General features: G+C 62.3%; 10 protein-coding genes. All 10 read right to left on the bottom strand.

Annotated elements, in window-relative coordinates:
• Positions 1-74: 74 nt before the first annotated feature.
• The 10 genes from VFZ66_20440 to VFZ66_20485 all read right to left on the bottom strand — a co-directional run bounded on the left by VFZ66_20440 (position 75) and on the right by VFZ66_20485 (position 14,533).
• Entirely contained in the window at positions 75-1,226 is a 1,152-nt protein-coding gene (locus VFZ66_20440) for a S8 family peptidase (protein HEX6291564.1), read from the bottom strand.
• Between the two features lie 93 nt (positions 1,227-1,319).
• A complete protein-coding gene (locus tag VFZ66_20445) occupies positions 1,320-2,456 on the bottom strand; it encodes a S8 family peptidase (protein HEX6291565.1) in 1,137 nt (378 codons plus the stop codon).
• Between the two features lie 117 nt (positions 2,457-2,573).
• On the bottom strand, positions 2,574-3,725 hold the full coding sequence (locus VFZ66_20450; GenBank protein HEX6291566.1) for a S8 family peptidase: 1,152 nt from the start codon (positions 3,723-3,725) through the stop codon (positions 2,574-2,576).
• Positions 3,726-3,974: 249 nt separating this feature from the next.
• A complete protein-coding gene (locus VFZ66_20455) occupies positions 3,975-5,117 on the bottom strand; it encodes a S8 family peptidase (GenBank protein ID HEX6291567.1) in 1,143 nt (380 codons plus the stop codon).
• A 636-nt stretch (positions 5,118-5,753) separates the two neighbouring features.
• On the bottom strand, positions 5,754-7,007 hold the full coding sequence (locus VFZ66_20460) for a glucose-1-phosphate adenylyltransferase family protein (GenBank protein ID HEX6291568.1): 1,254 nt from the start codon (positions 7,005-7,007) through the stop codon (positions 5,754-5,756).
• Between the two features lie 175 nt (positions 7,008-7,182).
• The gene (locus VFZ66_20465; GenBank protein ID HEX6291569.1) at positions 7,183-7,860 is read right to left on the bottom strand and encodes a response regulator transcription factor; all 678 of its coding nucleotides are present in this window, start codon (positions 7,858-7,860) and stop codon (positions 7,183-7,185) included.
• Positions 7,832-10,249, bottom strand: coding sequence for an ATP-binding protein (locus tag VFZ66_20470; GenBank protein HEX6291570.1), 2,418 nt, complete (start codon positions 10,247-10,249; stop codon positions 7,832-7,834). Before VFZ66_20470 ends, VFZ66_20465 begins: the two co-directional genes overlap by 29 nt.
• A 26-nt stretch (positions 10,250-10,275) precedes the next feature.
• Complete coding sequence (locus VFZ66_20475; protein ID HEX6291571.1) at positions 10,276-11,106, bottom strand: polyprenyl synthetase family protein; 831 nt, start codon at positions 11,104-11,106, stop codon at positions 10,276-10,278.
• Positions 11,107-11,247: 141 nt separating this feature from the next.
• A complete protein-coding gene (locus tag VFZ66_20480) occupies positions 11,248-11,475 on the bottom strand; it encodes a hypothetical protein (GenBank protein ID HEX6291572.1) in 228 nt (75 codons plus the stop codon).
• A gap of 820 nt (positions 11,476-12,295) precedes the next feature.
• Entirely contained in the window at positions 12,296-14,533 is a 2,238-nt protein-coding gene (locus VFZ66_20485) for an alpha-amylase family glycosyl hydrolase (protein HEX6291573.1), read from the bottom strand.
• Positions 14,534-14,605: the final 72 nt, after the last annotated feature.

Here is a 14,605-nt window from a genome sequence, read left to right on the forward strand (position 1 = left end):
TTGCGCTGTGACGATGCGTAGCGCAGGGCTGCAACACACATGTTGCAGCCCTGACGTTCCCACTGACCGATCGATTAGAGCGTCGATTTGTAGACCAGACGGTTGGGCGTGCCTGTTGGATTGCTCTTGATCACGCCAGCGGTGGCGTTGGTGTTCAGCCAGTTTGTCACCGTCGCCGTCGAGGCCGCCGGGTTCGTGCTCAGGTACAGTGCGGCCACGCCCGTCACGTGCGAGGTCGCTACCGACGTGCCGCTGATCGTGTTGGTCGCGGTGGTGCTGGTGTACCAGGTCGAGGTGATGCTCACGCCGGGCGAGTAGCTATCCACACACGAGCCGTAGTTGGTGAACGAAGCTTTGGTGTCGGTCCTATCCGAGGCCGAAACCGTGTACGCATTGGCCGCGCGCGCGGGCGAGTAGTTGCAGGCATTCGCGTTGCTGCTGCCCGCGACTACCGCGACGAAGACGCCGGAGTTCGCCAGGTTGTTGACGGCGGTATCGACCGAGGTGTTCGCGCCGCCGCCAAGGGTGATATTGGCGACCGCAGGCTTGATCGCGTTGGCGCGCACCCAATCGATGCCCTCGATCACATCGGCGTATGCGCCGGAGCCGCTGCAATTGAGCACGCGCACGCCGCGCAGCTTCACACCCTTCGCCACGCCCCAGGTCGCGCTGCCAATGATGCCCGCCATAAAGGTGCCGTGGCCGTTACAGTCGATGCCGTTGCCGCCGATCGCGTCGTAGGCCACGGCGGCGCGTCCGCCGAAGTTAGTGTGCATCGTGATGCCCGTATCGATCACGTAGGCCGTCACGTTCGAGGCGGTCGTGTTGTAGGTGTAGGTGCCCGACAGCGGCAGGGCGCGCTGGTCGATGCGATCGAGGCCCCACTGGCCCGTGCCCACGGTCTGCGTCGTCTGGATCGAGACTTCACTGTCCTGCTCGATGTAGTCGACATTGGGGTTGTGCTGCAGCGCCGCGAGCTGGCCCTGGTTCAGCGCCGCCGCGAAGCCGTTGAGCGCCGACTCGTAGATGTGCCTGGGCTGCACGCCTGCCACTGCTGCTACCGACCGGGGATTGGCCCCGTCCTTCAGCACCACGATGTACTGGTTTTCGAGCGCCTTGCCCTGGGCGGGGATGATCTTCGCGGTCGCGGCCTCGGCCTGACCGCCGACCAGCACGCTGGCCGCCAGCATCATGCTCGCTACCCATAGTCCAGCTATCCGTTTCATAGGTCCTCCTTTGTTCTGTTGCTTTCCATCGATATGTACCGACAAGCTGCAACGTCGTTGGTGCAGCCCTGCTGATACGATAACCAATCGATGTTAGAGCGTCGATTTGTAGAGCAGGCGGTTGGGCGTACTGGGCGGGTTGCTCTTGATCACGCCGACCGTCGCATTGTTGATGATCCAGCTATTGACCGTCGCCGGTGACGCGCCTGGATCGCCTTGCAGGTAGAGCGCGGCAACGCCCGCGACGTGTGGCGCGGCCATCGAGGAGGTGCTGATCGTGCCTGAAACCGAGGTGATGCCCACGCCCGGCGCGTAGATCTCGACGCAGGGGCCGTAGTTCGAGTACGACGCCCTGGTATCAGTGCGATCCGACGTAGTAACGGTCAGCACGCCGCTGGCGCGGGCCGGTGAGTAGTTGCAGGCATCGCTGTTACTGCTGCCCGCCGCGACCGCTACGGTGATGCCTTGATTGACCATGTTGGTCGCCGCGCTATCCACCGAGGTGTTCGCAGCGCTGCCCAGCGATATGTTCGCCACCGCAGGCTTGACCGCGTTGGTCGCCACCCAGTTCATGCCAGCGATCACGCCCGCATAGCTGCCGCTGCCGCTGCAATTGATCACGCGCACCGCGACCAGCGTCACACCCTTCGCCACGCCGTAGGTCGCGCTGCCGACGATGCCCGCGACATTCGTGCCTTGGCCGTGACAGTCCGCTGCCGGGAGCGAGCCGTCGACCGCGTCGTAGCCATCGATCACGCGCCCGCCGAAGTCGGGGTGCTTGTTGATACCGCTGTCGATGACGTAGGCGCGCACGCCGTTGCCGGTGGCGTTGTAGGTGTAGGTGCCGTCGAGCGGCAGATAGCGCTGATCGATGCGATCCAGGCCCCACTGGCCCGCGCCCACGGGCTGCGTTGTGGTGATCGAAACCTCGGCATCCTGCTCGATGTAGTCGACGCTGGGATGGTGCTGGAGCGCCGCGAGCTGGCCCGCGTTCAACGCCGCCGCGAAGCCGTTGAGCACCGCGTCATACTCATACTTCGGGGTAACACCTGCCACAGCGGCTACTGCGCGCGGGTTGGCACCCTCCTTCAACACCACGATATACTGGTTTTCGAGCGCCTTGCCCTGCGCCGGGATGACCCTCGCCGGTGAGGCCTCGGCCTGACCACCGACCAGCACGCTAGCCGCCAGCATCAGTCCCGACATAAACAGCCCTGCCAAACGTTTCATCGTGACTCCTCCTATAGGTTGATCGACCCGCGCATTTGGGGGGACAGATCCGTCAGGGGGGTTCACTTTTGCGTGGCGGGCGATGGTGGTCACAGCCCGCCGCTGCTCTGGCGTCGGCTACTGGTTGCAGAAGACCAGCGCATTCGGGGTGCCGGTCGGGTTATTCTTGATCACGTTCTTGGTCGCGTTATTGCTCAGCCAGCCGGCAACCGTGGTCGTCGCCGCGTCGCCATAGACCGCCTTGTACTTGGCGGCACAGCCTGTCACGTGCGCGGTCGCCATCGAGGTGCCGCTCAGCGTGTTGACGCCGTAGTTGAGCCAGGTCGACTTGATGCTCACGCCCGGCGCGTAGATGTCAACGCACGAGCCGTAGTTGCTGAACGAGGCCCGGTTGTCATTGCGATCGGAGGCGGCCACGGTGTACGCGCCCGCCGCGCGAGCGGGTGAGTAGTTGCAGGCGCTCCCGCCGCTGCCACCGGCTGCCACCGCGACGAAGACGCCGGAGTTTGCCAGGTTGTTGACGGCAGTATCGACGGAGGTGTTCGCGCCGCCGCCCAGCGAGAGGTTTGCCACCGCGGGCCTGACCGCATTCACGCGCACCCAGTCGATACCGGCGATCACGCCCGAATACGTCCCCGATCCGTTACAGTCGAGCACGCGCACGCCGCGCAGCCTGACGCCCTTCGCCACGCCCCAGGTCAGGCCGCCGATCGTACCCGCCAGGTGCGTGCCGTGACCGTTACAGTCGTTGCCGGTGCCGCCCAGCGCGTCGTACACGTTCGTCGCGCGACCGCCGAAGTCGCCATGAGCCGTGTGAATGCCGGTGTCGATCACGTAGGCCGATACATTCGAGGCCAGCGTGTTGTAGGTGTAGGTGCCCGACAACGGCAGATAGCGCTGATCGATGCGATCCAGGCCCCACGGATCGCCGTTTGCGTCCATGTATTGCGTCGCATTGATCGAGACTTCGCCGTCCTGCTCGATGTAATCGACGCTGGGATTGCGCTGGAGGGCAGTGAGCTGACCCGCGTTGAGTTCCGCCGCGAAGCCGTTGAGCGCCGACTCGTAGACGTAGGTTGGGTGTACGGCTGCCACTGCCGCCACCGACTGAGGACTCGCGCCCGCTTTCAGCACCACGATGTACTGATTGTCGATGGCCTTGCCCTGTGCCGGGATGACCCTGGCCGTCGATGCCTCGGCCTGGCCGCCGACCACAACGCTGGCCGCGAGCATGAGTCCCGACACAAACAGCCCTGCAAATCGTTTCATGGTACCTCCTGGTATCACGGCTTCCTCGGCCTGGAGGAATCCTGGTATTCTTTGTATCCGGCGATGAAACTGGAGATCATCAGCGACTTTATATCTGGCGATGAAACGGAAGATCGATCAGCGCCGCCGCACGGTGGAGCGGTGTGGTGCGATCTCGGCCCTCTGTGAGGACACATGGCACTGCTGCGATGCTAAACCAAAGAGCCGCAGCAGTGCTGCGGCTCTTAGCGGTTCCACTAGCCGAACGGATTAGAGGGTCGACTTGTAGAGCAGGCGGTTCGGCGTGCCCGTCGGGTTGCCCGTGATCACGTTCGTGGTGGCGTTGGTGATGATCCAGTTGTTGACCGTTGACGGCGTGGCGGTGCTGCCTTGCAGGTAGAGCGCTGCAACGCCCGCGACGTGCGGCGAGGCCATCGAGGTGCCGCTGATCGTGTTCGTGCCGCCGTTGTTCCAGGTCGAGGTGATGCTCACGCCCGGCGCGTACAGCTCGACGCACGAGCCGTAGTTCGAGAACGACGCCTTGGAGTCGTTGCTGGCCGACGCGGCAACCGTTAGCACGCCGCTGGCGCGGGCGGGCGAGTAGTTGCAGGCGTTGGCGTTGCTGTTGCCAGCGGCCACGACCGTGGTGACGCCCCGGTTGACCATGTTGGTCGCCGCGCTATCGACCGAGGTGTTCGCGCCGCCGCCCAGCGACATGTTCGCCACTGCCGGGAGCACGCGGTTGTTGGCAACCCAGTTCATGCCCGCGATGACGCCCGACCAGGTGCCGGAGCCGTTGCAATCCAGCACGCGCACCGCTACAATCGTCACGCCCTTGGCGACGCCGTAGGTCGCGCTGCCGACGGTGCCCGCCACGTGCGTGCCGTGACCGTTGCAATCCGCTGCCGGGAGCGAGCCGTCAACTGCGTCGTAGCCATCGACCACGCGCCCACCGAAGTTGGCGTGCTTGTAGACGCCGGTGTCGATGATGTAGGCGCGCACGCCGCTGCCCGTGCGAGTATAGTTGTAGGTGCCGTTGAGCGGCAGATAGCGCTGATCGATGCGGTCCAGGCCCCAGGTCGCGCCCGTCTGCGTCGTGTTAAGCGTGACTTCCGCATCCTGCTCGATGTAGTCTACGTTGGGGTTGTTCTGGAGGGCATTGAGCTGACCCGCATTGAGTTCGGCGGCGAAGCCATTCAACACCGCATCGTACTCATACTTCGGGGTCACGCCTGCCACAGCGGCCACTGCGCGCGGGTTGGCTCCCTCTTTCAACACCACGATGTACTGATTTTCGATTGCCTTCCCCTGAGCCGGAATGAACTTCGCCGTTGAAGCTTCGGCCTGACCGCCCACCAGAACACTCGCCGAAAGCAACAGACCGGACACGAACAAGCCTGCGAAACGTTTCATGCTGTCTAACCTCCGATATAGGTATGTCCGTATTAACGCGTGTTCCACCATGTTTTTCAGCACCACCAGGCTTCCCGGGTAGCCAGGGGGTACACGGTTCCAACCCTGCCATACAACATGTGCATAGAGAGTGACCCGTGGTAGATTGGGGGGATCGTATCTACAACGAGTTGAGATATTCACTTGTTGTAAGTAGGGTGTAGTTGGTAGAACACTCTATTGGACAAGAACGAATCTATCATAGGCAAAAGTAAAAGTCAATAAAAATGGTAGTTCTTTGGTACTAAGCGTTGAATAGTACTTTCAACCAATTTTAAACTCTTTTAACCGGGACTATCGGTGAACTGATGTGCTTTTCACGCTGCCGGACAAGTCATATTCGGCACAAATGCATGGGAGCGCTCCCATTGGATTGTGTCGACACGCCGAAGGTACACGATAGTACGCTGGTCAATCCAGAGTACCACTGCCGTCTCCGCTTCCTTCCTTGAGCAATCTGGAAGCGTGTAGTCCGGCAGCCAGCGGCGCGCTGCGTTGTCACGACGCAAAGGGCCTCCAGATCAAGCGTCTGGAGGCCCAGGCGCGCCAGCGCAGATACCGCCGCCGACTGGAGCAGACGAAGGCGGCACGAGCACGTCACCGCTCAGCGCCGACCGCTGCCGCGTGCTGAGCCGCTCCGTATTCTGTGCTCGACTCCACTCGCTCACCCGCCGCAATGGTCGTGCCCGCCGCGACGCTGGCCCGCGCGCCCACCAGCGTTATGTTTGGTTGGGCTCCCGCCTGTGGCTCCTCGCCGATTCGGGCTCCCTCGCCAATCCGCGCATCGCTGTCCAGAATGCTATATGCCACCTTGGCCCCCGTGGCGATCCGCACATCGCTGAACACAATCGCGTGCGACACCTCGGCACCCTGTTCCACGACCACACCCGGAGCAAGCACCGAATCAACCACGCGGCCCCGGATCAGGCAGCCGGGCGCGATCAGGCTGTTCTCGATCCGCGCGGGCCGCTCGATCCGTGCGGGCATTCGCTGCACGCCATAGGTCAAGATCGGCCACTCCGGCTGATCCAGATCGAGCAGCGGCTCATCCGCCAGCAGATCCATATGCGACCGCCAGTACGACTCGATCGTTCCCAGATCGCGCCAATAGCCCTCAAGCGGGTACGAGTACGCCCGCCCACGCTCCACCAGCATCGGGATCAGCTCATGGCCGAAGTCTTTGAGCGCCGAGGATTCTTCGTCGTCGCTCGGCCCACGCGCGGCCAGCTCGTCAAGCGTATCGAGCAGCACGGCGGCGTTATACACGAAGACCTCGGCTGTCACCGTGGTGCTGCGCGGCGTGTCGGGCTTGTACTCAAAATCCGTCACCCTGCCCTGCTCGTCGATCCGCACCGTCCCGAAGCGTCCGGCCTCCTCGATCGGCACTTCGGTTGTCACCATCGTGACATCGGCCTGACGCTCGATATGCCGCTCGATCACGCTGTTGTAGTCGAGCTTGTAGACATGATCGGCGCTGAGCACCAGCAAAAGATCGGGGTTGAACTCGCGGATAAAGCGCGCGTTGCGGTGGATCGCATCGGCGTTGCCTCGGTGCCAGCCGCCCTCCTGGGTGCCGATATGCGGCGGCATAATCCGCAGCCCGCCGTAGGTTCGGTCGAGATCCCACGGCCTGCCATTCGCCAGATGATCGTTGAGCGAGTGCGGCAAGAACTGCTCGATGACCCACACATGCGAAATGCCGCTATGCATACAATTGCTGAGCGGAAAATCCAACAGGCGGTACACGCCCGCATACGGCAGCGCTGGCTTCGCCCGGTCCTTGGTCAAGAGTTCCATCCGGTTGCCTTCGCCGCCCGCCATAATCAGTGCCAGAGTCTTTGGATGCTTCATCGTTGGCCCCTCTCCATCATCTCGATCATCAGCCGCAAGGCTGGCATAGCAACGCCGATGCCATGCCGCTTTACGGCAGGAGGGCCGCGATGATCGAGGCAGCGCGGATATAAGAAACGCCCCGGCGTACACAGGCGTTGTGTGAGCCGGGGCGCAGAAGCACGGCGCGGCGGCGCTACACCAGGCCCTCACGGACAGCGCGCACGGCGGCCTCCACCCGCGACGACACACCGAGCTTCACGTACACTTCAGCCAGATGTTTCTCCACCGTTTTTTCGCTGATCCCCAGCGCAATGCCGATCTCTTGATTGGTCTTGCCCTCCACCACCAAACGTAAAACATCCAGCCCGCGCATACTCAAGAGCGGCTGCGCCGGTTCTCCTGAGCCGCGCACCCGCTGATCGAACCTACCGCCCGCAACCCTTGAGCTTAGCCAGGGCTCGCCCCGCGCCACCGAGCGCACCGCAGCGGAGATCGCCGAAGGATCTTCTTCTTTCAGCAGATAGCCGGTCGCGCCTGCGTCCATGAACGTCTGCACATAGTCCAACTCGGCGTAGGCCGTGAGGATCAGAATGTTGGGCGGTACCGGCAGCGTCCGTGCCCGGCGCACCACATCGACCGCGCGCAGGCCGGGCATGTTCAGATCCGTCACCAGCACATCCGGCTGGATCATCGACACCAGATGCAGCGCGACATTGCCGTTCTCGGCAGTGCCCAGCACCTCGATATCAGGCTGTCGCGCCAGCTCGTGGACAATCCCGTTGCGCACAACCGGATGATCGTCCGCTACGACGACGCGAATGACCCGCTGCTGCACCATCGAGCTACTCGACGGCTGCCACTCTTCGATCATGTACGGCATCCTTTCCATGTACCTGACGCGCGGCTGATGGGAGCGGCACCCAGACTCGTACCGTCGTCCCCTGTCCCGGCGCGGACATTACTTCGAGTGTGCCCTGCACCAGCTCCAGACGTTCGCGCAGCCCAATCAGACCAAAATGTTGTTCATCAAGCAATCGCTCCAAATGGCCCGGCACCCGGAAGCCACGGCCATCATCGGCGATCGACAGCCATACCGCCTCCTCGCCAAGCGCCAGGCAAATCTCAACATGGCTCGCCACCGCGTGCTTCTGCACGTTGCTCAGCGCCTCCTGTACCACCCGGAAGAGACACAGCGCTACCTCGTCAGGGAGCGGCTGCGCTTCGTCGCCTTGAACGAGCAAGCGAATCGAGAACGGCGCGTGCTGCTGCACGGCCCGGATGCGAAACCGAATTGCTGCCACCAGCCCCAGGCTATCTAGCGCAGGCGGTCGCAGGTCCGCGCATAAGCGGCGCACATCCCCGACGATCTGCCGCACATGCTCCTGCAAAGGCGCGAGGTACTGGCTATGCTCCTGTGGCATGATCGACCGTAGCTCGGCCAGGTGATAGTTCAGCGCGATCAGCTCTTGAATCACCTCATCGTGTAGCTCGCGCGCCATATGGCTGCGCTCCGCCTCGCGCACCCGTAAAAGCTGCTGGTGGACGCGCTCGCTATCCAGCGCTCGCTGGCGCAGCTCGACGATCAGCTGCACGTTCTGCACGGCTATGCTGGCTTGTCGCGCGATGGTCTGCAAGATTTCGCGATCGGTTACGTCCAGGGTATAGCTGCCGCGCTTGGGACCTAACACGAACAGCCCGACCAGCCGATCTGTCGCGACCAGCGGCAGCCACAACTGGGTCTTAGCACAATCCAGCATACACCGATCCGCCGAAGCCAGATGTCTGTCGGTCAGCAGCGAGCGCAAGGTGGCGCTATCTACAGGGTGCTGATGCTGGCGAAAAAACTCGATGATCTGGCTCCCATCAGACGGCCAGGCCGTACCGATCTCGTGCTCGGCGCAGGCCGTGCCGGAGATCACCGTTGTGCGTAGCGCGCCGCTATGCTCGAATACCAGCAGGCTGGCCCACTCAAGCTGCATCACCGTCTGGACGGCCTCGCACAAGTTTTGCGCCAGCGTTGTGCTGTTCGTCACCTGCTCGAACGACTGGCTCACGCTTTGCACGGCGGAGCGGTAATCGTACCAGCCGCCATAGAGCAGCCGGTCGACGATCCGCTGAAGGCTGCGATGGGTCGGCCCGACCGTCGCCGCCAGGAGCATGGCGATCACAAACGTAATCAGTTGGTCGCGCCAGATGCTCAGCGGCAGCAGCGGCAGCAGCACGGCGTACAGCGTCAGGTACATTGCGCCCAGCAGGGTGATCACCAGGATCACGGCAGCTCCCCGGCTGACATTCCGATCGAGGTGCATCAGCCGGTAGCGGAAGATCGCATAGCCGTACGTCAGCGGCAGCAGCAGCAGAAACAGAAACGCCAGCTCATACGGCAGTAGCGGCTGTCCCAGCAGCGCGCTCGGCAGCAGCGACAGCATCAGCAGCGGCAAGAAGGCTACCGCTCCGCCGACGGCTACCACGCCGATATGTCGCTGGGTCATCGGCGAGGCAGCGCGCCGGTAGGTCTGCACGAGCACCAGCACCATCCCCAGCAGACACCCGGCCAGCCACAGCAGGCGTAAGGTGTAGAGCAGCGGCACTTCCGCCCGCAGCACAACCGGATCGCCGAGCAGCTCTGGCAGACTCCCCACGATCGCGATGCCGCACAGGATCGGCCATAGCCAGCGCGCAGCACGCCGAAAGAGATACGTTGGAAAATAAAGGTGAAAGAGGATTGCCAGCGGGCCGAACCACCACATCAGCACGCCGAACAGCCGGGCCGTCCATAGTGGACCCATCCCCGATACCGAGCCGATCGTCAGCATCAGGCTGGTGACTTGCCCGAAGACGAATACCAGCCAGCGCTGCCGCCCCTGCGGCGAAAACGCTACCACAAGCACGCTGAGCAGCCAGAAGGGCAGCGCGATCAAGAAGGGCATCAGATCGCGCACGAAGATCGGCAGCGGCGGCGCGACCAGGCTGACCAGCACAATATGGCGCGCGCCGTCCCGCTCGATCGCGAACTGCAAGCTGTCGCCGACCCGTTTCATCGGTAGGCGCCGGATCTCCCAGAGCGGCACGTCGTTGATCGCCAGGATCCGATCGCCCGGCAGCACCCAGCCAGCCGCCGGTCCCCGTGGATCGACAACCTCGACGATTCCGCCCGGCTCAGCCCAGGTTACGCCTGTGTAAGGAAAGGGCGTAAACTGCCACACCACCCATGCGCTCAGGAGCAATGTCGCTAATGCCAGTGTAAACGGAGCAACCATGCTCCAATATTGGATGCGCAAGTGTTTCATAGGTCTTTGAGCGGTGTGTATGCATCCAGCAGCCGCAGCAATCCATCGCTGGCTGCCGAACGTGGCACAGCCTGTAGCAGCGCCGCATGGGCCTGCCGGTGTAGCCGCCGCGCCTCCGTCGTAAGGTAGAGGATCGCTCCTGCCGCCACGATCTGTGATCGCGCTTCCGCCTCAGCTCCCGAATCCGTGCCGGTCGCGCGCAGCAGCCGGTGTAGCCGCTCGCGTTCGGCGGCGGGTAAGACGCTCATCGCATACGCCACGGGCAGCGTCCAGCGGTCGCCCGCCAGGAGATCGCTCGCCTGCCCGTGCTTCGCCCAGAGGCCGTCGATGTCGTCGCCAATCTGGATCAGCACGCCCAGCGTCTGCCCAAACTCGCTGAGCTGATCGACCACGCCGCGCTCGGCGTTTGCCAGACGAGCGCCGGAGCGGCACGCCAGGCCAAACAACGCGCCCGACTTCGCCTGCGCGATCCGCCAGCGCTGCTCCAGCGTCGGCTGTTGAAGCGTCAGGTCGGCGTGCTGCCCGGCGGTCAGGTCCAGCAGCGTCTGAAAAAAATCCAGCCGGACCGCTTGAGCTGTATCAGCGCCGACGCCTGTCTGTTCCAGATTGCTCAGCATCGCGCCCGCGCTGGCAAGCAGGCCAGTCGAAATATTAATCGCTGGCCCCGCTCCCCACTGCGCCCAGGGCGCGTCGCGCACATCGCCATCTTCAACACTATCGAGCATATAGAGCGCGGTGTACAGTATCTTCCAGGCAAGTGCAAAGCGCTCAGTTCGCCGCCGATCGCCGCCGGTCGCCAGGCAACACAGCTCAGCAAGGTCGCTCAACGATCCGGAAGGCTGCTGATCCGATGATCGATCCTCGATCACCGGCTGGAGCGTTGCGCGTATGACAGACAGATAGGCCGCGTCGATTTCCGCCGCAGCCCACAAGGCTTCTAAAGCATCCGCTATCACGTTAATGTACGACTACGCTTTAAGCTGGGGGGTGTACCACTGCCACGCCTCTGGACTGGTATCGAGCGAGCATAGCTGGTGTATACGTGAGCGATCACCGAGCATGGCAAGGACCGTAGCAGCGGCTTCGTCGTCCAGCACCAAGCCAGAGGCCATCATCGCTGCCTGTGGCTCCTGAACAAACTGAGCGGCGAAGGATGGGTCGGAGGCGATGCGGTACACAAGATGGGCCAGGGTCATATCACACCTGCGAGCTTGGAGGGCGCTCGCCACCCACATACAGGTTAACCAGAAAAACACCGGTTGTGTTCTGCTGCTCGTGTTAACCGTTGGGAACGGAAGTGATCAACGAATAACCATTAACCATCGACGTACCTTAGGGGAACACCACATACGATGGTGCATGGATCATCCGGGCCGACACGTTCATTATAGAGTATCGAAATGTTTAACACAAGTAAAAAATTACTCCAACCAGAAGAACTAGGCCCGATTGACCCAAAGGACTATCTCCTAGCAGCCCTCGTAGCTCTACCAGCGTACGTGCCACCGTTCGACGGTAGGCGCTGTCGTCAACAAGCACCTGCTTCGATCGCGCTCCAGCTCATCCTCGCAGGCAAATATTGCCCGCTATCTTCGCGCGGGCGGCTGCATTGGTCATACCATCGATTGGAAGATCTGCAACCCCTGGGGGGAAGGGTTGTGGACACAGGGCGTAGCCGCTGCGCCCTCAGGCAGGGGTGGGTCTATTCCCCAAAGATTCCTTAGTCCTCACGCGGAGTCTCCGAAGCTCCGAAACGGTTGCTTGATTCTACGCTGAGGACTTAACGCAGCAGAGCGCCAGCCTGGGAGCAGGCGCGCCGCACGATTGCCCGCCCTGCCACGCTGCCGGGCGGACAACCTACGCCAGGTTGGGAGTGCTCGTCTCGACCGCAAGCATAGCGCTGCGATCCGGCAGCACAGGCGATCGAAAGTCCTGCTGCCAGATCAGCGCTCATCACGCCCAACCTTTCGTTTTCAAATCCGAAGGGCGGGGGACGTCCCCCGCCCTCGACGACAATCAGTATTGCCACCACACGGTGCTGCTGCCGGTGCCGGAGCATGGAGCGGTGTACGTATGGTTAGCGCCATTCTCCCACGTCACAGCGCCGCCCGACGTGATCTTGATGAATTTGAACTGAACCGTGGTGCACGCGGGCACGCTGGTTGTGATGTACCAGTCGGGATAGCTCGGCGCGACCATCGGGCCGATCGCCGTCGAGCGGCTGGTCGACCAGTTGCCCAGCTCATAGACGTTGCCGGTCAGATAAATGTAATCGCCGAAGCTGGTGGGGCTGGCATTCTTGACTGTAAAGGTGACGGGCACCTGAGCGCCGCTCAGCACCTTGATCTCGTAGGTGTTGCTGGTGCCGCCCGCCGTTGTCACCTTCACCTGCGTGTTGCCAGACGCGACCGATGGCGCGGTGACGACGATCCGGTTCGCCGACCAGCTTACGACCGATGCGGGCGTGGTGCCGAAATAGACTGTGCCCGACGTGCCGAAACCCCGACCTTCCAGCGTCACCTTGTTGCCGGAGCGCGTCAGCACCGGCCCGACGCTGCCAAGCTGCGGCACGGACGGCTCGCCAGCCTTGTACGACCAGACCACAGTTTTGCCCGCGCCCAGGTTGAAGGCCGTGACCGGATTATTGCCGCCGGTGCCGCTGCCGACAGTAATGCTCGATCCACCCAGCAGGCCGGTTAGCTGATCGGTGTAGGTGCCCGGCGGAAGCGCGGTGTTCAGGCCGGTGACGTTGTAGTTGATCGCCGACTTGTTGATCGCCACTAGCACGACATCGTTGTAAAAGCGCCGCTCGTAGATATACACATCGTCGTTGAGCCAGCGCTGCTGATGCCCGCCGAAGGCCAGCGCGGGCTGATCCTGCCGCAGCGTGGAGAGCTTGTTGAGCACCTGATACGCCGTGGTGGTGGTGCTGAAGCCGGGCATCATCGGGCGGTTGTACGGATCGCCGCCGCCGTTCGTATCGTTATGGAGATACTGCTCGGTGCCGTAGTAGATGCAGGGCGTGCCGCGCACGGTCATCATAAAGGCGAGCGCCTGATGCAGCCAGGTGGTGTTGTTCCTGAGCGTCAGAAAGCGCGACATGTCGTGGTTGTCGATGAACGTGATCAGGTTCTCTTTGTACTTGTAGTCCGCGCCGGTTTTGGTGATGGCATTATCGAGGTTGCGCATGCTCACGCCATTGCCAAAGGTATCGCGCATAGCGATATTGAGGTAGAAGTCCAGCACCGAGATGCCGCTGTCGTTGGAGAAGCGCACGTTGTCGCTGTAGAGCGGATCGTTGTAGCCGCCCAGGTACCACTCGCCGAACAAGAAATGATCCTTGTTGTTGAGCAGCTTATCGGCGGCGGAGCGCTGCCAGCCCTGGGTCATATGCTTAACCGCATCCACGCGAATGCCGTCCACGCCGCGATTCATCCAGTAGTTGGCGGCATTCTTGAGGTAGTTATCGATCGTCGCGTTTTGCTGCTCGAAATCGGCCAGGTCCGCCAGGTTCTTGTACTGCGTCTCGTAGCGGTCGTCCCAGTTGGTGATGCCGCCGTTGTGGTGGAAGTAGCCGTTGGGATCGTTGATGTAGTCGCCCATGAAGGTGCCGTTATTGTAGAGCGCGCCTTTCTCGGCGAAGTTCGGGTCGCTGGGATTGGCCGGGCTGGTGTGGTTGGGTGCCCAGTCCATGATCACCTTGATGCCGTTGGTATGAGCAGCCGAGATCAGGCTATCGAACTCGGTGAGCGTCCCGAAGTGCTCTTCGGTCTTCATGAAGTCGCGCGTCCAGTAGCCGTGGTAGCCAGCGTTGGGCACGCCGCCGTAGACCGCTGCCTTGTCGATGTTGTCGACGTGCGGCGAGATCCAGATCGCCGTAACGCCCATGCCCTTCAGATAGCTTAGCTTTTGCTGGATACCGGCAAAATCGCCGCCCCAGTAGAGCTTCCAGTTGGATTTAGTGCTGTCGTAGAGGTTAGGACTCTTGGCGGGGTTGTTGTTGCCGGTATTCCCGTCAAAAAATCGGTCGGTCGCGATCTGGTAGCAGAGATCGGACTTGAGACTCGCCCGATTCGTCACTGGCGCATCCGCGCGCATCGCGCCGGGGACGATCATGGCGAGCGCCGCCAATACAACCATCAGCCCGCGCAAGCCACGGCGCTGCCTTGAGGAGCGCGCCCGGTTCATATGCCCTGAGGAGTGAAATGGATCTATCGCCTCGCTCCGACTCCAACGCCGACGTATCCGCATCATTGCGTGGCCTCCTTAGATTCAGGTGTGACCGTTAGAGCACAACTTTCGTTGTCGCTGGCAGTATGTATCTTC

The organism is Herpetosiphonaceae bacterium (assembly GCA_036374795.1).
GTDB lineage: Bacteria > Chloroflexota > Chloroflexia > Chloroflexales > Kallotenuaceae > LB3-1.